This is a genomic window from Bacillus sp. ZY-1-1, assembly GCF_003047165.1.
Taxonomy (GTDB): Bacteria; Bacillota; Bacilli; order Bacillales; family Bacillaceae; genus Bacillus; species Bacillus velezensis.
This window is the reverse complement of record NZ_CP027061.1, coordinates 3,413,459-3,433,423: the sequence shown is the minus strand read 5'-3', so window position 1 is coordinate 3,433,423 and position 19,965 is coordinate 3,413,459. Positions and strand designations below refer to the sequence as shown.

24 protein-coding genes are annotated in these 19,965 nt (G+C 46.8%); 20 read left to right on the top strand and 4 right to left on the bottom strand.

The window, feature by feature from the left end; all coding sequences use genetic code 11:
• Positions 1-83: 83 nt before the first annotated feature.
• The 5 genes from C5I45_RS17210 to C5I45_RS17190 all read left to right on the top strand — a co-directional run bounded on the left by C5I45_RS17210 (position 84) and on the right by C5I45_RS17190 (position 4,609).
• Positions 84-1,133 (top strand): AI-2E family transporter, encoded by a 1,050-nt coding sequence (locus tag C5I45_RS17210; protein ID WP_003156215.1) that lies wholly within the window; start codon positions 84-86, stop codon positions 1,131-1,133.
• A gap of 101 nt (positions 1,134-1,234) precedes the next feature.
• The gene (locus C5I45_RS17205) at positions 1,235-2,161 is read left to right on the top strand and encodes an ABC transporter ATP-binding protein (RefSeq protein WP_014304394.1); all 927 of its coding nucleotides are present in this window, start codon (positions 1,235-1,237) and stop codon (positions 2,159-2,161) included.
• 19 nt (positions 2,162-2,180) lie between these two features.
• Positions 2,181-2,921, top strand: coding sequence for an ABC transporter permease (locus C5I45_RS17200; RefSeq protein WP_088005483.1), 741 nt, complete (start codon positions 2,181-2,183; stop codon positions 2,919-2,921).
• Positions 2,922-3,015: 94 nt separating this feature from the next.
• The gene (locus tag C5I45_RS17195) at positions 3,016-3,351 is read left to right on the top strand and encodes a hypothetical protein (protein ID WP_107994536.1); all 336 of its coding nucleotides are present in this window, start codon (positions 3,016-3,018) and stop codon (positions 3,349-3,351) included.
• 115 nt (positions 3,352-3,466) lie between these two features.
• Positions 3,467-4,609, top strand: coding sequence for an acyl-CoA dehydrogenase family protein (locus tag C5I45_RS17190; RefSeq protein WP_107994535.1), 1,143 nt, complete (start codon positions 3,467-3,469; stop codon positions 4,607-4,609).
• A 28-nt stretch (positions 4,610-4,637) separates the two neighbouring features.
• On the opposite strand, the gene fbpB is transcribed toward C5I45_RS17190, so the two are convergent.
• A complete protein-coding gene (gene fbpB, locus C5I45_RS17185) occupies positions 4,638-4,784 on the bottom strand; it encodes a Fur-regulated basic protein FbpB (protein ID WP_003156206.1) in 147 nt (48 codons plus the stop codon).
• Positions 4,771-4,950 carry a Fur-regulated basic protein FbpA gene (locus C5I45_RS17180; protein ID WP_003156203.1) on the bottom strand — a complete coding sequence of 60 codons (180 nt, stop codon included), beginning with the start codon at positions 4,948-4,950 and terminating at the stop codon, positions 4,771-4,773. Before C5I45_RS17180 ends, fbpB begins: the two co-directional genes overlap by 14 nt.
• A gap of 212 nt (positions 4,951-5,162) precedes the next feature.
• Here C5I45_RS17180 and C5I45_RS17175 point away from each other — a divergent pair, with 212 nt between their 5' ends.
• A complete protein-coding gene (locus C5I45_RS17175; RefSeq protein ID WP_107994534.1) occupies positions 5,163-6,056 on the top strand; it encodes a cation diffusion facilitator family transporter in 894 nt (297 codons plus the stop codon).
• On the opposite strand, the gene C5I45_RS17170 is transcribed toward C5I45_RS17175, so the two are convergent.
• Positions 6,053-6,370 carry a thioredoxin family protein gene (locus C5I45_RS17170; protein WP_003156200.1) on the bottom strand — a complete coding sequence of 106 codons (318 nt, stop codon included), beginning with the start codon at positions 6,368-6,370 and terminating at the stop codon, positions 6,053-6,055. The genes C5I45_RS17175 and C5I45_RS17170 overlap by 4 nt on opposite strands.
• Before the next feature lie 153 nt (positions 6,371-6,523).
• Here C5I45_RS17170 and C5I45_RS17165 point away from each other — a divergent pair, with 153 nt between their 5' ends.
• From C5I45_RS17165 to C5I45_RS17145, 5 genes are all read left to right on the top strand, one after another.
• The gene (locus C5I45_RS17165) at positions 6,524-7,609 is read left to right on the top strand and encodes a D-alanine--D-alanine ligase (RefSeq protein ID WP_003156199.1); all 1,086 of its coding nucleotides are present in this window, start codon (positions 6,524-6,526) and stop codon (positions 7,607-7,609) included.
• Positions 7,610-7,685: 76 nt separating this feature from the next.
• Positions 7,686-9,056, top strand: a complete 1,371-nt coding sequence (locus tag C5I45_RS17160; protein ID WP_107994533.1) for a UDP-N-acetylmuramoyl-tripeptide--D-alanyl-D-alanine ligase — start codon at positions 7,686-7,688, stop codon at positions 9,054-9,056.
• Positions 9,057-9,386: 330 nt separating this feature from the next.
• Positions 9,387-10,871 (top strand): degradosome RNA helicase CshA, encoded by a 1,485-nt coding sequence (gene cshA / locus C5I45_RS17155; RefSeq protein WP_003156196.1) that lies wholly within the window; start codon positions 9,387-9,389, stop codon positions 10,869-10,871.
• A 116-nt stretch (positions 10,872-10,987) separates the two neighbouring features.
• Complete coding sequence (locus C5I45_RS17150; protein WP_003156195.1) at positions 10,988-11,467, top strand: PH domain-containing protein; 480 nt, start codon at positions 10,988-10,990, stop codon at positions 11,465-11,467.
• Positions 11,457-12,923 (top strand): PH domain-containing protein, encoded by a 1,467-nt coding sequence (locus tag C5I45_RS17145; RefSeq protein WP_107994532.1) that lies wholly within the window; start codon positions 11,457-11,459, stop codon positions 12,921-12,923. Before C5I45_RS17150 ends, C5I45_RS17145 begins: the two co-directional genes overlap by 11 nt.
• On the opposite strand, the gene C5I45_RS17140 is transcribed toward C5I45_RS17145, so the two are convergent.
• Positions 12,920-13,519 carry a rhomboid family intramembrane serine protease gene (locus C5I45_RS17140; RefSeq protein WP_003156193.1) on the bottom strand — a complete coding sequence of 200 codons (600 nt, stop codon included), beginning with the start codon at positions 13,517-13,519 and terminating at the stop codon, positions 12,920-12,922. The genes C5I45_RS17145 and C5I45_RS17140 overlap by 4 nt on opposite strands.
• Positions 13,520-13,611: 92 nt before the next feature.
• Between C5I45_RS17140 and acpS the strand changes: the two genes are divergently transcribed.
• The 9 genes from acpS (at position 13,612) to C5I45_RS17095 (ending at position 19,923) form a co-directional block, all read left to right on the top strand.
• Positions 13,612-13,977, top strand: a complete 366-nt coding sequence (gene acpS, locus C5I45_RS17135; RefSeq protein ID WP_014304402.1) for a holo-ACP synthase — start codon at positions 13,612-13,614, stop codon at positions 13,975-13,977.
• A 163-nt stretch (positions 13,978-14,140) separates the two neighbouring features.
• Positions 14,141-15,148 carry a LolA family protein gene (locus C5I45_RS17130; RefSeq protein WP_003156191.1) on the top strand — a complete coding sequence of 336 codons (1,008 nt, stop codon included), beginning with the start codon at positions 14,141-14,143 and terminating at the stop codon, positions 15,146-15,148.
• Between the two features lie 116 nt (positions 15,149-15,264).
• Positions 15,265-16,434 (top strand): alanine racemase, encoded by a 1,170-nt coding sequence (gene alr, locus C5I45_RS17125; RefSeq protein ID WP_025853726.1) that lies wholly within the window; start codon positions 15,265-15,267, stop codon positions 16,432-16,434.
• Between the two features lie 119 nt (positions 16,435-16,553).
• Positions 16,554-16,835, top strand: coding sequence for a type II toxin-antitoxin system antitoxin EndoAI (gene endB, locus C5I45_RS17120; protein ID WP_003156188.1), 282 nt, complete (start codon positions 16,554-16,556; stop codon positions 16,833-16,835).
• Positions 16,836-16,840: 5 nt separating this feature from the next.
• Positions 16,841-17,191, top strand: coding sequence for a type II toxin-antitoxin system endoribonuclease NdoA (ndoA, locus tag C5I45_RS17115; RefSeq protein WP_003156187.1), 351 nt, complete (start codon positions 16,841-16,843; stop codon positions 17,189-17,191).
• 117 nt (positions 17,192-17,308) lie between these two features.
• Complete coding sequence (locus tag C5I45_RS17110) at positions 17,309-18,130, top strand: STAS domain-containing protein (RefSeq protein WP_014304404.1); 822 nt, start codon at positions 17,309-17,311, stop codon at positions 18,128-18,130.
• Positions 18,131-18,134: 4 nt separating this feature from the next.
• Complete coding sequence (gene rsbS / locus C5I45_RS17105; protein WP_003156180.1) at positions 18,135-18,500, top strand: RsbT antagonist protein RsbS; 366 nt, start codon at positions 18,135-18,137, stop codon at positions 18,498-18,500.
• 2 nt (positions 18,501-18,502) lie between these two features.
• Positions 18,503-18,904 carry an anti-sigma regulatory factor gene (locus C5I45_RS17100; RefSeq protein WP_003156178.1) on the top strand — a complete coding sequence of 134 codons (402 nt, stop codon included), beginning with the start codon at positions 18,503-18,505 and terminating at the stop codon, positions 18,902-18,904.
• An 11-nt stretch (positions 18,905-18,915) separates the two neighbouring features.
• On the top strand, positions 18,916-19,923 hold the full coding sequence (locus C5I45_RS17095) for a PP2C family protein-serine/threonine phosphatase (protein WP_025853725.1): 1,008 nt from the start codon (positions 18,916-18,918) through the stop codon (positions 19,921-19,923).
• Positions 19,924-19,965: the final 42 nt, after the last annotated feature.

Below are 19,965 nucleotides of genomic sequence, written 5' to 3'. Positions count from 1 at the left end.
TTAGCGTCATTTTGTTATATAATTTACAATTAGAGAGTGAAAGATGAAATCTAAGGGCTTTTTGTCCTAGCAGGAGTGTATAAATGGCGGCTATTTTTAAATTTTTTCAGCATCCGGGTGTCAGACGTTTTTCCGTTTTTCTTGTTTTGACTGGGGTGTTAGTTGTATTCCGAAGTATGATTAATTTGATTTTGCTTACGTTTATTTTTACTTTTCTGATGGATCGGCTGGAGACTGTCATCCGGCACGTGTTGAACCATTTTTTCCGGATCAGCCAGAGGGTGGTCATCACCATTTTATATATTGCGCTGGCTGTCGGGGCGACTGTCGGAGGCTTTGTCTTTTACCCGATTGTTGCCAAGCAGATTGAACAGCTGATTAAGCAGATCAAGCACATCGCGTATCATCCCGATGTCATTCCGTTTTATGATGAGATATCGAGCGTGTTCGGCGATATCAATATCGGTTCCTATGTAAAAGAAGGTTTTAATGTACTGTATACATACTTGGCCGATATCAGCACTTTCGGTTTGCAGGTCGTGATGTCACTGATTCTCAGCATGTTTTTCCTGTTCGAGAAAAAGCGGCTCACGGAGTTTATGAAAAAATTTCAGCACAGCAAGCTGTCTGTTTTTTACTACGAACTTGCTTATTTCGGCAGCAAATTTGCGAGAACATTCGGCAAAGTGCTTGAAGCCCAATTTATTATCGCGCTGGTGAACTGTATCCTCACCTTGATCGCATTGGCGATTCTGCATTTTCCGCAGCTGTTCGGCCTGTCCATCATGGTCTTTTTCCTCGGGCTCATTCCCGTGGCGGGTGTGGTGATTTCGCTCATTCCGCTCAGCATCATCGCGTATACGACGGGCGGCGCTGCGTACGTCATCTACATCGTGCTGGTCATTTTCGTCATTCATGCGATTGAGACGTACTTCCTTAATCCGAAACTGATGTCAGCAAAAACGGAACTGCCGATCTTTTTTACCTTTACGGTTCTGATTTTCTCAGAACATTTCTTCGGCATTTGGGGCTTGATTATCGGAATTCCGATTTTTGTGTTCCTGCTTGATATTCTGGATGTCGTCAATAATGAGGAGAAGGAAAAAAACGGACCGGTCCCGGATAAGACATAACGACGGCTCCGGCTCTTCACGAATATATGACTAATGTTATAATGCAGACAGTGCCTATGTACGGGCACTGTTTATTTTTTGTGAAAAAGGAGGAAGGCTGTATGACTGAGCCGATTTTACATATTGAAGGCCTTGACAAAACAATAGGCAAAAAGCACATTTTAAAAAACATCAGCATGGATGTCAGGCAGGGCGAGATCATCGGTTTGCTCGGTCCGAACGGGTCGGGAAAAACCACACTTATCCGAATCATCGTCGGCCTTTTAAAGAAAAACAGCGGCACGATTACAATTAACGGCTTTCAGCACGATGCTGATTTCGAAAAAGCGCTTGAATCCGTCGGAGCGATCGTGGAAAATCCTGAATTCTACCCGTACCTGACGGGGTGGGAAAATCTGAAGCACTTTGCCAACATGCACAAAAACATCAAAGAGGACAGGCTTCAGGAAGTCATCGAGCGGGTCGGGCTCACAAATGCCGTTCATGACAAAGTTAAAACGTATTCCCTTGGCATGCGTCAGCGTCTCGGGATTGCACAGGCCATTCTTCACCGTCCGAATCTGCTCATTTTAGATGAACCGACAAACGGGCTTGATCCCGGCGGAATGAAGGATTTCCGCGATCACTTAAAGGAACTCGCGGAGCTTGAAGGGACGAGCATCCTTTTTGCGACGCATTTATTGCGTGAAGTGGAGGACCTTTGCGACCGTGTCATCATCATTCAAAAAGGTGAGATCAAAACAGAGGTTGTTCTGCGCGGCGCTGCGGAAAAAGAAGAAAAAGCCATCCTCGACATTCAGCCGGCTGACGAAGCCTTCGAATGGCTGTCCCAGCAGCAATTCGTTCCGGAGAAAAACGGCGGGAGCATTACCGTCACCGTAGCGAAGAAGGACATCCCGGCATTAAACCGTGCGCTCGTCGGACAAGACTTTCTCGTGTATTCCATCATGCCGTATGCGGAATCACTGGAGGATGAATTCATGAAAGTGACGACGGCGCTTCAAGAGGAGGGGAAGACGAATGTTTAAATTGACAGCGAATGAGCATATGAAACTCTTTAACCGAAAAGTCTCATTAGTGGCGCTGATTCTGATGGCCGTTCTCCAATTTATTATGGCGCTTGTCATTAAACGGCTTGTCATCAGTTCCGGAACGGATGAGAATTTCATCGGCTATATGGCGTACGCCCCCGGGCTGAATATTCTGCTTGAGGCATTAACGATCGTGATCGCGGCAACGATCATTTCCGCTGAATTTGATAAGAAAACGATCAAATTTTTGTTAATCCGCCCGGTAAAGCGGGAGCGGATTTTTGTATCTAAACTCATTACCGTATTTTTGGTCAGCTTGTACCTGTATGCGGCGTACTATATTCTGTCTCTGCTGTTCGGCATGGCTTTCTTCGGAGTGTCGGTGACATCTGAATCAGGGACGCTTCTTGTGAACACCCTGAAAGTAATCGGCACGAACTGGGTCGAGGCGTTTGCGATGGCATGCTTTGGCTTGTTGTGTTCTTCTGTATTCCGAAACAGCGCAACGGCCGTCATTTTGTCATTTATCGTGCTGTACGGCGCAAAATCACTCGTGACGATTATGTCGCTCTTCCAAAACAAATGGGGAAGTTTTCTGCTGTTCGCAAATACTGACCTGACGCAATATATGAGCGGGGCGAAACCGCTGTTTGCGGGAATGACGCCGTTATTTTCCGCAGGCATTATCATTATCCATATCGTATTCTTCTTAGCCGTTGCTTGGTGGAGCTTTTGCAAACGAGATGTTCGGGTATAAAGTAAAGGAATGACATTTTTGTGAAAAAGATCACGATAAATCAATAATTTATGCTATTTTGATTTATAATAAAGGTAATGACGGAGGTGCTCACTTGAGAAATTTTATTACCGCATTACCGATTGTGTTATTGCTTGGTTTTTCCTTTTTGTCATTCATGTTTCAATTCGAACATCTTGTTTATTTCAGGCTTGCGCTGGGTTTGTTTTCTACAGTGGGGCTGTTTCTCTTATATAAAATGAAGACGGGATTCCGTTATTTCATCATCTACCTGTATGCAAGCTGGGTCGTGCTTGCGGCGGTTACCGCGTTTGAAGAGCCGATTTTTTCAAGCTTTTTCTTTGGCGGGCTTGTGATGACGATGGGTTATCTCACATATATGCTGATTTATCTCGGGCTCAAGCAGGACCGCGGCCCGGAAGCAGTCTGAACGCGCTATTCCATGGAATAGCGTGTTTTTTTTGTACAGCCTCACAGTTGCGAAACGAGACTTGAATCTCTATAATACTTATTAACTTTATCGGAATTATAATGGGGGGATTCCAGTGTCTTTATGGATACAGAATGAACGGCAGCGGGAATGGATGGAAAAAATCGGCCTGCTTGCAGACGAATTTCAAAAAACAGCCGCGCTTGATGATGAGGCGGGCCGTTTTCCCGCGGAGAAAATTCAAAGACTGCGCGACGCGGGATATACGGCGTTAACGGTACCTGAGGCATTCGGCGGTGCAGGCATTTCCGTTTATGAGATGGTGCTGTTTCAGGAACGGCTGGCGCGGGGAGACGCGGCCGTCGCTCTCGGAATCGGCTGGCATTTATCCGTCATGGGTGAGCTCGGAGAAGGAAACAGCTGGGATGAAGATGTCTTTTCATTTATCACAGAAGAGGTGAAAAAGGGAGCCGTCCTGAACAGGGCAGCGACGGAACGGCAGACCGGCAGTCCGACGAGGGGAGGAAGACCCGGCACCTCCGCTGTCAAAAAAGACGGAAAATGGGTGCTGAACGGCCGAAAAACCTTTACAACCCTTTCGCTGACTTTGGATTATATGCTTGTGACGGCATGGATTGAAGAAAAACAGACGACCGGTGTTTTTCTCATTCATAAAGATCAGGCAGGCGTTTCAGTCGAAGAAACATGGGATATGATTGCCATGAAGGCGACCGGAAGCCATGATCTCCTTTTAGATCATGTCACGGTCAGTGACGAGCGGCTTGTGGAGCTTATCAGCGGGCCGAGAGCGGCGAAAGTGAATGGCTGGCTGCTTCACATTCCAGCTGCTTATCTGGGCATCGCTCAAGCGGCAAGGGACTATGCCGTCCGGTTTGCATCCGAATATTCGCCGAACAGCCTGAACGGACCGATTAAAGACGTGCCGGCCGTTCAGCAGCGTGTCGGGGAAATGGAGCTTGAATTGTTAAAAGCGAGACAGTTTCTCTTTACGGCGGCCCAAATGTATGATGACCCGAAACGCCGCCCTTTCATCAAAAGCGAGCTCGGTGCGGCAAAACATATTGTGACAAATGCCGTCCTTTCTGTTGTTGACAAAGCAATGAGAATCACCGGCGCAAAAAGCCTGGAGCGAAATAATCCGCTTCAGCGGTATTATCGGGATGCCCGGGCCGGCCTTCACAATCCGCCGATGGACGATGCGGTCATCGGCAAATTAGCGGCGGAAGCCTTTGAGTAATAAAAAAAGAGCCTGAAAAAGGCTCTTTTTATGTATGGCTGTTGTGCCGGAGCAGTTTTTGATGCTTGCGGTCAATTCTGTCATAGATCACATTCATCAGCTTCTGATTATTCATAATGGCCGCCTTGTTTTCTTTTATCAGCTGTTCGTATGTTTTTATTTTACGTTTCGCCATGAGCCCGCACCTTCCTTACATATTTGTATTCGCTTTCTAATTCTCCGAGCGATAATTCATATAAATGCCGTTCCGACTTTTTGTATATTCCGTTATTGATCAGCAAATGGATCAGATGTTTTTTTCGTCCTTCAACGGATGATCTGAGCTGAGGAGAAGACCTCATGATTACCCTCCTAATCAAATGATATTGAGAATCATTATCAGTTAATGAAAGTATACAATGGACATATTCATATGTAAAGGAAAAATACCGCCAATTTTTCGACAAAAGTTTCCCGGGGAATAATGCTGTCGAATATTGCATTTGGTCAGATCAAAGCTGCTATTTTTCCGCTTTTCCATCCATACTATGAATGAGAATGGAGGAGTCCTTGCATGAATGATCAAACGGCAAACTTAAAACGGGGCGAAAAAGGCGCGATTCTTAATATCGCCGCGTACCTCATCCTTGCCGCCGTCAAACTGGTGATCGGTCTTATTTATCATTCCGAAGCGCTCAGAGCGGACGGGTTAAATAATGCCACGGATATTGTCGCATCACTGGCTGTGCTGATCGGGCTCCGGATTTCCCAGCGCCCCGCGGACAGTGATCATGCCTACGGACATTATCGGGCTGAAACAATTTCTTCATTAATTGCGTCTTTTATTATGATGGCGGTCGGTATTGAAGTGCTGATCGGAGGAGCAAAGGCGATTGTCAGCGGAACGGAGGCCGAGCCGAGCTTCATTGCGGCATGGACGGCGCTCGGAAGCGCGATTGTCATGTACGGCATGTATGTATATAACAGCCGTCTGGCGGATCGGGTTAAAAGTTCTGCGCTTCATGCGGCGGCGAAAGACAGCCGTTCTGACGCCTATGTCAGTATTGGGGCGTTTATAGGCGTCTTAACGGCCCGGCTTCATCTGCCGTGGATTGATCCGGTCATTGCCTTTCTGATCGGAATTATCATCTGTAAGACGGCATGGGACATCTTCAAAGATGCTTCCCACTCATTAACGGACGGGTTTGATCTGAAAGATTTGGAGCCGTATAAACACACAGTGATAGAAATAAAAGAGGTCAGCAGGCTGAAGGATGTGAAAGCAAGGTATTTGGGGAGCACGGTTCATGTGGAAATGGTCATTACGGTAGATCCGGGACTGTCTGTGAAAGAAGGCCATGAAGTAGCCGATGAAGTCGAATATGCAATAAAACATGAACATGATGTGACTCATGTCCATGTTCATGTAGAGCCTGAAGTCATAAACAAAGATCGTGAAACGAATTAAATATGCTGTGATAAAAACTCTGTGACTTCTTCGGGCGTTTTCGCGTTTGCGCTGTGAAGATGCGCTTTCTTTTCGCCGTTTTTAAAGATCAGAAGGCTCGGTATGCCCATTACCTGATATTTGTCGGCAAGCTCAGGGAGCTCGTCTCTGTTCAGCTCATACCAATCATTTTGATTATATTCTTCCAAAATATCGCCGATGAACATATTCATGCGCGTGCAGTCAGGGCACCAGTCAGCGAAAAATTTCACGATGATTTCCTTGTCGGATTGAATAAGTTCATTAAATTGTTCTGTTGTACTGATTTTTTTCATATGACACATCTCCTTTTCCATGCCATTTTAATATAAAATAAAAAGGAATTACATACAAATGCTTTCATATTCAGAATGCCCAAAAATAATTAGATCATTTTCTGAGGAAAGTGATAAGATAGTAAAGATGAATTGTTGTGGGGGGAATATCCATTGAAAACAAGTCTAGGATTGGTGTACGGCGGAAAGTCAGCCGAACACAATGTATCGCTGCAGACAGCATTAGCTGTAACAAAAGCGCTTAATACTGAGAAGTTTGATATACATCCGATTTACATCACTGAAAAAGGAGAATGGCAAAGAGGCCCGCTGCTGACTGAGCCGGTTTCCAACGTGAAAATGCTTCAGCTGGAACAAAACGGTGAAAGTTTCGCTCTATCAGCATTGAACCGGGAAATGTTTCCAGAAGCGTCGCCTGACGAAAAGGCGCCGATCGATGTCGTATTTCCGCTTCTCCACGGACCGAACGGTGAAGACGGCACGATTCAGGGTCTGCTGGAATTGCTGAACGTTCCTTATGTCGGCAACGGCGTGCTTGCATCATCAGCCGGCATGGATAAAGTCATCATGAAGCATTTGTTCGCTCAAGCGGGGCTTCCGCAGGCGAAGTACGCCGCTTTCTTAAAAAAGGACTGGAAACAGACGCCGGACAGCTGCTTACAGCAGGTTGAAGAGGAGCTGGGATATCCGTGCTTCGTCAAACCGGCGAACCTCGGGTCAAGCGTCGGAATCAGCAAATGCCGAAATCGCGAAGAGCTTGAAAAAGCCTTCGAACTGGCTTTTGAGTATGACCGGAAAATTGTGGTGGAAGAAGGAATCGCCGGCAGAGAAATCGAAATCGGCGTACTCGGAAATGACGAACCGAAATGTTCCGCCGTCGGTGAAATCGCGCCGAAAACCGACTTTTACGATTACAAAGCGAAATATGAAGACGGCGACACGGATTTAATGATTCCCGCGCAAGTGACGGATGAACAATATGCGGAAATCAGCGAGATGGCGATTAAAGCCTTCAAAGCGATTGACGGATCAGGCCTTGTCCGCGCCGATTTCTTCCTGACCAATGACGGTCAAGTGCTCATTAACGAAGTGAACACAATGCCGGGCTTTACGCCATTCAGCATGTTCCCGCTGCTTTGGAAAGAAGCAGGCGTAGATTACAGTGATCTGATCGAACAGCTGGTTGAGCTGGCAAAAGAACGCCATGCCGAAAAACAGCTGATTAAACATACATTTTAATGAAGACGGACACTGCCTGAAGGGGCAGTGTCTTTTCCCGTAACAGACAACATTTTCAGAAAGCGAGGTGCCACCTTTGATAAAGCGAACTGTAAAACGAATCGCCGACATGGTCAAAGGCACACTGACAAACCCTGTATTTGAACAAACAATGATTGAGGGCGCCGCAACCGATACGCGGACTTTGGAAAAAAATCAGCTGTTCATTCCTTTAAAAGGCGAGCATTTTAACGGCCATACCTTTGTGCCGCAAGCATTCGAAAAAGGCGTTTCCGCGGTATTGTGGGACCGCTCTGAACCGAATCCGCCGGAAGAGCGTGCCGTCATCCTTGTCGATGACACGCTGGAGGCGCTGCAGACATTGGCGAAAGCTTATTTGAAAGAACTCGGCACACGGGTCATCGGGGTGACCGGGAGCAACGGAAAAACGACAACGAAAGACATGCTTCACGCCGTTCTCAGCACTCAGTACCGTGTTCACAAAACCGCCGGCAATTTCAACAACCATATCGGCCTGCCGCTGACCGTGCTTGCCATGCCTGAAGATACAGAAATCGCCGTTTTAGAAATGGGAATGAGCGCGAGAGGCGAAATTGATTTTCTGAGCCGTCTTGCTGAACCGGAAGCTGCCGTCATTACCAATATCGGCGAATCCCACATGCAGGATTTAGGCTCAAGAGAAGGAATTGCGGAGGCGAAACTTGAAATTATAAACGGACTTCGGGAAGACGGCGTTCTGTTTTATTTCGGGGATGAGCCGCTGCTCCGCGAAAAGGCGTACACTTGCCGGACAACGACATACGGCGCAGGCGCTGACAATGATCTCCGCCTGAAAGAAATAAAACAGGCGGAAGAAGGCACGTACTTCAATATCGACGGGATCGAACGTTCTTTCTTTATTCCGGTTCTCGGCAGACATAATGTGATGAATGCCATGGCCGCATACGCCGCCGGCATCTATTTCGGCATTACGCCGGAAAATGCCGCTCTGGGACTGAGCCGCCTGAAGGTGACGGGGATGAGATTGGAACTGGTTAAAACGGAAAACGGCATCTCGATCGTAAACGACGCGTATAATGCGAGCCCGACGTCAATGAAAGCGGCGGTCGAATTAATCGAAACGATGAAAGGCTATCGGAAGAAAATGCTCGTGCTCGGTGATATGCTTGAACTCGGTGATGAAGAAAAAGCATTCCACAAAGAATGCGGAGCTGCGATCAATCCGGCGGAAATTGACCATGTATTTACTTACGGCACACTCGGCGCATTCATCGCAGACGGAGCGCGCCGGCATTTTGAAGAAGGGCGCGTCAGCCATTATCTCGACAAAAAAGAACTGCTTCACGCCATACAGGATATGGCCGCTTCCGGCGATCTCCTTCTGTTTAAAGCATCGAGAGGTATGAAGCTCGAAGAAATCGTTAAAGATTTATTAGAGAAGAACTGAAAAAATACTGATCAGCATTATAAAAATATACAAAAATGAAGAAACTAATTCAGGGTGAAATAATTCTGTCCGTATGAAAAAGAAAGGCCGCCGGCTGGGAAATCCCGTCCGGCGCGGGGTCCGGCCTCGTTTGCGGGAAGAATCCGGTCAGGCCGCTTCCGGCCGCCTGACCATCTCGCCTTATTGAAAAACACATAGTGTAATGGTAAGATTAAACGTAAAGTAATTCGGGCTTTGTATACGTATGATCCTGTCCTTTGGATGAAAGGGCAGTTTTTAGTGGTAAATCACGACATTACTGAAACAGCAATCAGAAGGAGTTTGAATAATTTGACTATAACGTTTCAAGATTTCCAATTAAGTTCTGATCTCATGAAATCAATCAATCGTATGGGATTTGAAGAAGCAACACCGATTCAGGCACAAACGATTCCGCTCGGACTTTTAAATAAAGATGTCATCGGACAAGCGCAAACAGGTACAGGTAAAACAGCTGCGTTCGGTATACCCCTTGTTGAAAAAATGAACCCCGAGTCTCCTAATATTCAAGCAATCGTAATCGCGCCAACCCGTGAATTAGCCATTCAAGTATCTGAAGAGTTATATAAAATCGGACAAGATAAGCGTGCGAAAGTGCTGCCTATTTACGGCGGTCAGGATATCGGACGTCAGATCCGCGCATTGAAGAAAAACCCGCATATCATTGTAGGTACGCCGGGGCGTCTTCTTGACCATATCAACCGCCGCACGATCCGTTTAAACAACGTGAACACGGTTGTCATGGACGAGGCTGATGAAATGCTGAACATGGGATTCATTGATGATATTGAATCCATTCTCTCAAACGTGCCGAGCGACCACCAAACGCTCTTATTCTCAGCAACAATGCCTGCGCCGATCAAACGGATCGCAGAGCGTTTCATGACTGAGCCGGAACACGTAAAAGTAAAAGCGAAAGAAATGACTGTGTCCAACATTCAGCAGTTCTACTTGGAAGTGCAGGAGCGCAAAAAATTCGATACGCTGACTCGTCTTCTTGACATTCAGTCTCCGGAACTTGCGATTGTATTCGGCCGTACAAAACGCCGTGTTGACGAATTGACGGAAGCGCTGAACCTTCGCGGATATGCGGCTGAAGGAATTCACGGCGACTTAACGCAGGCGAAGCGTATGGTAGCGCTCCGTAAGTTTAAAGAAGGTGCGATCGAAGTGCTTGTAGCGACTGACGTTGCTGCCCGCGGACTTGATATCTCAGGTGTTACCCACGTTTACAACTTTGACGTGCCTCAAGATCCTGAAAGTTACGTTCACCGTATCGGAAGAACGGGACGCGCAGGAAAAACGGGTATGGCGATGACGTTTATCACACCGCGTGAGAAAAACATGCTTCGCGCGATCGAACAAACGACAAAACGCAAAATGGACCGCATGAAAGAGCCGACGCTTGACGAAGCATTAGAAGGTCAGCAGCAGGTGACGGTTGACCGTCTGCGCACGGCGATCAGCGAAAACAACCTGAACTTCTACATGACGGCAGCTGCGGAATTGTTAGAAGATCATGATGCAGTGACAGTTGTGGCTGCAGCCATTAAAATGGCGACAAAAGAGCCGGACAGCACGCCTGTACGCCTCACTGATGAAGCGCCGATGGTCAGCAAACGCTATAAAAACCAGCGTACTTCTAAGCGCAGAGACGGCCAAGGCGGCGGCTACCGCGGCGGCAAAGGGAAAAACAACAACCGTTCTTCCTACGATAAAAAACGCTCAAGCGACCGCCGTTCTTCAGGTGACAGACGCCAGAAAAAATCATACTAAAACACAGGAAGCGGACCCTTTTTCGGGGTCCGCTTTTTTTCGATATGCCGGAAAGTGAATCTTTTTTGCAAATCAGCCGTATTTGTATGTATGATAAAAAATGGGAGGTAGGTATGTTGAGAGCACAGCCAAAAAATCGAATCAGTCCAAGCGGCTTAAAAGTCTGGCGTCTTCAGGAAATCATCCTGTCCGCCTTCTGTCTTCTGGCCGTTATAGCAGCAGCTGTTTTAAGCCATTTCTTCCATTGGCCGTATTGGATCACCGGAGTCCTCGGCATCATTTGGGTCATCGGTTCAGTGATATCCGTCTATGCCATACCGAAAATCAGGCACAGGATCTGGCGCTATGAGGTCCATGAAAATGAAATTGATATTCAATCCGGCATTTTTATAGTCAAACGGGTCATTGTGCCGATGGTGAGGGTGCAGCACGTAGATACTTCACAAGGCCCGCTCCTCAGAAGGTACCGCCTGGCCTCAGTCAAAATCTCTACGGCGGCAACCGTTCATTCCATTCCGGCGCTTGATATGGAGGAAGCTGACCGGCTGAGGGATTCCATTTCCCGTCTGGCAAGGGTGACGGAAGATGATGTCTGAACCGAAACGTCTGCACCCGGCGGCCGTGATTTTGAACTTATTCCATATTATTATCGAAACCATTAAAAACATTATTCTGCCATTTTTTCTCGTCTATATTGTTAATTCCAACCACTTCATCCGCTTTTACGGAGGCATTGCGCTCGCTGTCCTGCTTATCTGGCTGATTACGGCAAGTGTGATCGAGTGGAGAAAATTTACATACCGGATTGAGGACGGAGAATTCAGAATTGAAGAAGGCTTGTTTTTTACGAAAAAGAGATACATCTCCATTGACCGGATTCAATCAATGAATACGAGTGCCGGCATCGTTCAGCAGCTTTTTAAGCTTGTTAAGCTTCAAATCGAAACGGCCGGCGACGGGAAAAACGCCGAGGCCGTCTTATCCGCCATTACTGTGGAAGAGGCGGAACGGATCAGAGCGGCTGTTTTTCAGCAAAAAGCGGAGCAAGAAGAACGAGGGGAGACCGCAGCGGAGCAGGAGCCGATCCGCGGGGAAGATGTGCAATCCGTTTACCGCCTGTCTGTGGGTGAGCTGCTTATGGCCGCCTCAACATCCGGGGGGATCGGTGTCATCATCTCAGCGGTATTCGCCCTCTTTTCTCAGCTTGATGAAGTACTTCCGATGGACTGGCTCTACGACAGGTTTTCTTTTCTCAAGCATGCGAGCATCGGCATATACGCCGTGATCATTTTTATAGGATTGTTCATCGCCTGGCTGTTAAGCATCGCCGGTATGATGATCAAGCATGCCAACTTTAAGATAGAAAAAAAGGAACACGAATTGGTCATTACGAGAGGAATTATTGAAAAACATCAAGTGACCATCCCGCTCCGTAAAATCCAAGCCATTAAAATTAAAGAAAATGTGATCAGGCAGTTATTCGGATACGCGACGGTTGCGATTGTCAGCGCCGGCAGTGCGGGGAATGAGAAAGAAGGAGCTCAGACGATTCTGTTTCCGATCATCCGCAAATCAAAGCTCGGTGTGATGCTGAACGGTTTCACACCGGATTACGTACTGGAAGAAAACCGGAATCATTTGCCGAAAAGAGCGCTGCGCCGGTATTTATTCCGCTCCGTTATCTTCTCGGTTTTCGTGATCATTCCGCTTTGTATTCTGTTTAAACCGTGGGGGTATGCATCGCTCCTTGTGCTTCCCGTCGAACTGGTGCTGGGCTACGCCTCATTTAAGAGCGCGTCATGGTGCTTAAACGGAGGCCGGCTGCAGCTCACCACACGGCTGATCGGGAAGACGACCACGATTATGCTGAGAAGAAGAATGCAGATGTTTGAAGTCAGCCGCTCCTTTCTGCAAAAAAGAAGGCGGCTCGCATCTGTGGCTACCGCAGTGAAATCAGCTCACCACATGGAGCATGTCATGCTGAAGGATGTCAGCGAGGAAGATGCCGAACGCATCGGGCGCTGGTATTCATATGAAAAAGCGGACGGTTAATACCGCCGCTTTTTTTGCTGCACGCATAAAAAGGAAAGCAAAAATCCGCCTGCCAGCCCGAACAAATGCGCCATAATGTTAATATTAGAATTGATAAACGTCGACAGTACCGCGATGATAAGCAGGGTCATAATCATTTTCGACTGGTCCCGGCCGATCAGCTCCTTGCGGAAAACAGTCAGAAACACATACACGCCGAAAAGTCCGAAAATCGCGCCGGATGCGCCGACATGCACATAATCAAGCGGTTCGGCAAGATATGTGCCGATATTGCCGATAATGCCCGATGCGATGTACACAATCAGAAAACGGACTTTTCCGAGCATCTGCTCCAGCGGGGGCGCGAATAAAAAGAGAGACATGGAGTTAAACAAAAGGTGAGTGAAATTCGCATGTAAAAACATCGGTGTCACCAGCCGCCACCATTCTCCCGAGGAAACGCCGTAATTATAGCCGGTCACTGCATCTGACCACATCATGACGGAATGAAGCGGCATACTGAAAAACAGCCACAAGAACGCCTGCAGCGCCAAGATACAGCTGACGGCCGGATAACGTCTGATAAAAGTCTGGAAATTTTCCGTACGTATAAACATCGCAAGCCCCTTTGCATCTGATTTGTTACATATATAGTAACACGTTTATGACATAAACCGTTTTTTAGTACGGACTTTTAGGAGGAATTCACATGATTTTCGGAATCGGAATCGACATCGTTGAACTGCACAGAATTGAAAACATGCTCAGCCGGCAGGCGAGGTTTCCGCAAAGAATATTGACGGAGGCTGAATACGCCCGTTTTACATTGCTGTCGGACAAAAGGAAAATTGAATTTCTCGCGGGAAGATTTGCGGCAAAAGAAGCCTTTTCGAAAGCATACGGAACGGGTATCGGCAAAGAGCTCAGCTTTCAGGATATCGAAACCGGAAACGACACGGCGGGCAAGCCGGTGCTGACCTGCGCCAAGCTGGACGGCGCGGCGGTTCACGTCTCCATTACCCATACAAAAGAATACGCCGCGGCACAGGTCGTGATTGAAAGGTTGTCACGCTAGTCTGCATATTAGCCGAAACCCCTTCATATATTTGATAGTGCATTAAGGGAGACAAGTTGTTTGAGGCTTTTATGGTACGCGTCCGTCCGTTCAGGGCGTACCGTTAAAGTCAAACAAGCGATTTCTTCCCTTTACATCAATTGAGAGAAGGGGTTGAAAAAAGGTGAGAAAAAGCTTTGTTTTGCTTTTAACGGGACTGCTTGCCGTCCTTATTCTTTCGGCCTGCGGCCAAAAATCACAGGAAGATATCGTGAACGGTTTAGATAAGAAGGCGAAAGAATACACCTCGTACAAAGCGAAAGCCAAAATGACCATTCAGACGGGGAGTGATCCGCAAGTATACAATGTGGAAATCTGGCATAAAAAACCTTCCCTGTACCGGGTCTATCTGGAAAATCCGAAAAAAGACCAAAACCAAGTCATTTTACGGAACGCCAACGGAGTCTTTGTCCTTACGCCGTCTTTAAATAAGAGCTTCAGGTTCCAAAGCGACTGGCCGAATAACAGCAGCCAAGTATATTTGTTTGAGTCACTTGTAAAGGACGTGCAGCATGACAAAGACGCCGTCTATTCCGCCAAAGATAAAAAGTACACGTTTGAAACAAAAACAAACTATCAGCACAACAAAATGCTGCCGACTCAGGAAATCACTTTCAACAAAAAGGACATGAGCCCTTCGCTCGTCAAAGTCATGGATACAGACCGGAAAGTGATGGTGAAAGTCGAATTCAAAAGCTTTGAATTCAACAAGCCGTTTGATAAAGACTCTTTTGACGAGAAGAAAAATATGACGCTTTCCCAGATGGACGTCGCCACAAGCGCCAAGCCGTCTGATTCATTTGCGGTCAAAACACCGCTTCAAGTGCCGGCCGGCGTCAAAAAGCTTGAAGAGAAAGATATTTCAACGGCGGACGGCAAACGGATCGTCATGACTTACGGCGGAGAAAAATCCTTCACCCTTATTCAAGAAAAAGCCCATATCGCAAAAGCCGCCTCTGCCGTCACGCTGAAAGGCGAACCGGTTAATCTCGGCTTCACGGTGGCCGCATTATCTGATACGTCTTTAACGTGGACATATGACGGAGTGGATTATCTTCTGTCATCACAGGATCTGACAAAGGATGAAATGGTGGCCGCCGCCAAAAGCATGCAGGGACAGTCGTCAAAATAATGTCAAAAAAGAGGCCGCCGCTGTCGGTCTCTTTTTTGATTCCATTTCACTTTGCAGAATAATTTTAGTATGATAATAACAATATGAATTGAAAATAATGCTAGGAAGTGTATCGAATGAACACAGCATCCTTTTACAGAGAAACGTGGGCGGAAATCAACCTGTCCGCGATTAAAGAAAATGTCACGCATATGAAAAAACACATCGGGCAAAACGTCCATCTCATGGCGGTTGTAAAGGCGAACGCTTACGGCCACGGAGATTTGGAAGTTGGGAAAGCCGCGCTTGAAGCGGGTGCCTCTTGTCTTGCTGTAGCCATACTGGATGAAGCGATTTCATTGAGAAAACGGGGCATTACAGCGCCGATTCTCGTGCTTGGCGCCGTGCCGCCCGAATATGTACAAGCAGCTGCCGAGTATGACGTAACACTCACGGGATATTCTGTTGAATGGCTTCAGGAAGCTGCGCGCCACCTCGGAGGTTCCACATTGCCGTTTCATCTGAAAGTCGATACCGGCATGAACAGACTCGGAGTCAAAACGGAGGAAGAAATCCAAAGCGTGTTAAAAATCCTCAGCCAAAATCCCGGTTTAGTCTGTAAAGGCGTTTTCACCCACTTTGCTACCGCGGATGAGAAAAACAGAGATTATTTCCTCTTCCAGTTTGACCGCTTTAAAACATTGATCGCTCCGCTCCCTTTAAAAGAATTGATGGTGCACTGCGCGAACAGCGCCGCCGGACTTCGCCTTAAAAAAGGCTTCTTTAACGCGGTTCGTTTCGGCATCAGTATGTACGGGCTTCGTCCTTCTGCTGACATCCAAAGCGAAATTCCGTTTCAATTAAAGCCGGCTTTTGCGCTGCACTCTGTGTTATCCCATGTGAAAAAGATCCGCAAAGGGGAAAGCGTCAGCTACGGCGCAACATATACGGCAGAGAAGGATCAATGGATCGGAACGGTTCCCATCGGCTATGCAGACGGGTGGCTCCGCAAGCTGAGCGGCACGTCTGTGCTGATCGGCGGCAAACGGATGAACATCGCGGGAAGAATCTGCATGGATCAATTGATGGTCGAATTAGATCAATCTTATCCGCCGGGCACCAAAGTCACCCTGATCGGCAGCCAGAAGGAAGAAACGATCACGATGGATGAAATCGCAGGGCGGCTTGAGACGATTAATTACGAGGTCCCTTGTACCATTAGTTCCCGCGTTCCCCGTATGTTTTTGGAAAATGAGAGTATAATGGAAGTAAGAAATCCTTTACTGCAAGATAATACAAACAAGTAGCCGTCATCCGGAAAAAGAGAATTTATAAAACAGCTTTGCTTGACGTTTGAATAATGGTATCATTATGTCTGGATGGATGAATTGGTCGTATCCGTAAGTTTGGTGGAGGTGTATGTTTTTTGTCTGAATCCAGCGCAAGAACCGAAATGAAAATCAGCTTGCCCGAAAACTTAGTAGCTGAATTGGATGGTGTAGCGATGCGGGAGAAACGAAGCAGAAACGAACTGATATCACAAGCAGTGAGAGCGTATGTCAGCGAACGGACAACTCGCCATAACCGTGATTTGATGAGACGCGGGTATATGGAAATGGCGAAAATCAACTTGAATATCTCTTCTGAGGCTCACTATGCTGAGTGCGAAGCAGAAACGACCGTTGAGCGCTTAGTCAGCGGAGGATAATCATTTTGATTGTAAAGCGCGGCGATGTTTATTTTGCTGATTTATCTCCTGTTGTTGGCTCAGAGCAAGGCGGCGTACGCCCGGTTTTAGTGATCCAGAATGATATCGGAAATCGCTTTAGCCCGACTGCTATTGTTGCAGCCATAACAGCCCAAATACAGAAAGCGAAATTACCAACCCACGTCGAAATTGATGCAAAACGCTACGGTTTTGAAAGAGATTCCGTTATTTTGCTGGAGCAAATTCGGACGATTGACAAGCAAAGATTAACGGATAAAATAACTCATCTGGATGATGAAATGATGGATAAGGTTGATGAAGCCCTGCAAATCAGTTTGGCACTCATTGATTTTTAGTCATATTTTGGTTGCTCATATAGAGCAACTTTTTTTGTTTTCGAAAAACATAAGCGCTATAATAAAGAAATAATCAAACAAAATTTGTTGTTTTGTGTCGGGAGGTCAGTGAAACCCATGTCGAATCAGAAAGTGTATCAGTTCATTATTGATCAGCATGATGAACTGCTTGATACTTGGACAGCCAAACTAAAAGAAGTAGGCAATCAGGAAGACTATCAGCTTACGAATCACATATGTGAAAATATTTGTAAAGATTATATAGACATTCTTTTATTATCGACAAAAAATGACGAGGCTGCCGAAGAGCAGATCAGTGAACTCGCACTGCGCGCCGTTCAGCTCGGCCTGTCGCTGAAACTTCTTTCAGCCACCCTGTCAGAGTTTTGGAAACTGCTTTACGAAACGATGGTCGACCTTAATATGGCCGATCAGGACAGAGCAGATTTGATTTTGGAAATAGACAGCTTTTTCAATCCGATCAACACGGAAATCTTAAATCAGTATTCTATCTCCTGGGAAAAAACGGTTACTTTGCAAAAAATCGCGCTTCAGGAATTGTCGGCTCCGCTGATCCCGGTATTTGAGCATGTAACGGTCATGCCGCTTGTCGGGACGATTGATACGGAGCGTGCAAAGCATATTATGGAAAATCTGTTAAACGGCGTCGTAAAGCACCGTTCACAGGTTGTATTAATTGATATCACGGGCGTGCCGGTCGTTGATACGATGGTGGCGCACCATATTATTCAGGCATCAGAAGCGGTGCGGCTTGTCGGCGCGAAATGTCTGCTCGTCGGAATCCGTCCGGAAATCGCGCAGACGATCGTTAATCTGGGAATTGATTTGTCGCAGGTTATTACGAAGAATACCCTTCAAAAAGGAATTCAAACAGCGCTTGAAATGACAAATCGAAAAATCGTTTCATTGGGGGAATAACATTGTGAGACATCCAAAAATCCCGATCCTGAAACTGTATAACTGCTTATTGGTATCCATCCAATGGGAGCTTGACGACCAGACAGCTTTGCATTTTCAAGAAGATCTGCTGAACAAAATCTATGAAACCGGCGCAAACGGGGTCGTCATTGACCTGACATCCGTTGACATGATTGATTCATTTATCGCGAAAGTGCTCGGCGATGTCATCACCATGTCTAAATTGATGGGCGCAAAGGTCGTATTGACGGGAATTCAGCCGGCTGTGGCGGTCACATTGATTGAACTCGGAATCTCACTTGAGGAAATTGAAACGGCGCTCGATTTAGAGCAAGGGCTTGAGACATTGAAGCGGGAATTGGGGGAATAGCGATGAACGACCAATCCTGTGTGAAAATCATGACAGAATGGGATATCGTAGCCGCCAGACAGCTTGGCCGCAACGTTGCGAAGGAATTAGGCTTCGGCACGGTGGACCAGGCCAGAATCACGACGGCTATCTCAGAATTAGCCAGAAACATTTACTTATATGCAGGCAAGGGCCAGGTCAGCATAGAACAAGTAAACGACAGAGGGAAAAAAGGCCTTAAAATTATAGCAGAAGACAAAGGACCCGGAATCCCCGACATCCGTAAAGTGATGGAAGACGGCTTTTCAACGTCAGGCGGACTGGGAGCGGGACTTCCGGGCGTCAAAAGGCTGATGGACGAATTCAGCCTGCAATCTGTTGCAGAGGAAGGAACAGAGATTCAAGCCGTAAAATGGCTTCGGTAGGAGGTTAGAACGTGGATTTCAGGGAGGTTATAGAGCAGCGGTATCATCAGCTGCTTAGCCGATATATAGCCGAATTAACAGAAACATCTTTATATCAAGCCCAAAAATTCAGCCGAAAAACGATTGAACATCAGGTTCCTCCGGAGGAGATCATCAGCATCCACCGAAAAGTGGTAAAGGAACTGTATCCGGATCTGCCGGAAGATGTTTTTCATTCGCTGGATTTTTTAATAGAAGTCATGATTGGCTACGGGATGGCTTATCAGGAACACCAAAGTCTGAGAGATATCCAGCAGGAGCTTCGTTCAGAAATTGAAATTGCCGCAAATGTTCAGCAGACGCTGCTGGGCACAAAAATTCCTGAAGAAGAAGAACTGGATATCGGGGCGATCAGCGTCCCCGCCAAGCAAATGAGCGGGGACTATTATCACTTTGTCAAAGACAAGGAATCGATTAACATCGCGATAGCCGATGTCATCGGAAAAGGAATACCCGCCGCATTGTGCATGTCGATGATCAAGTATGCCATGGACTCTCTTCCGGAGATCGGCATTCACCCCTCCCAAGTGCTGAAAAATCTTAACCGCGTTGTAGAACAGAACGTGGACTCAAGCATGTTTATCACCATGTTTTACGCAAACTACAATACGAAAAATCACCAATTTACATATGCTTCTGCGGGGCATGAACCGGGCTTCTACTACTCTGAAAAAGAAAAAAAGTTTTATGATCTGGAGGCAAAAGGATTGGTGCTGGGAATTTCCCAGGATTTTGATTACAGCCAATATGAACAGCACATGAACGAAGGAGACATGATCGTTCTTTTTTCTGACGGCGTCACCGAATGCCGTACCGAAAACGGTTTCTTAGAACGCAGCGACATTCAGCGCATGCTGGAAGAACATATGGACTGCTCCGCGCAGGATATGGTCAAAAATATTTACGACAGCCTGCTGAGACTTCAGGACTTTCAGCTTCATGACGATTTTACGTTAATTGTTTTGAAAAGAAAGGTTTAAAAAAACGGCAGCACGGGTAAAAAGCCATTAGCACGAGTAAGG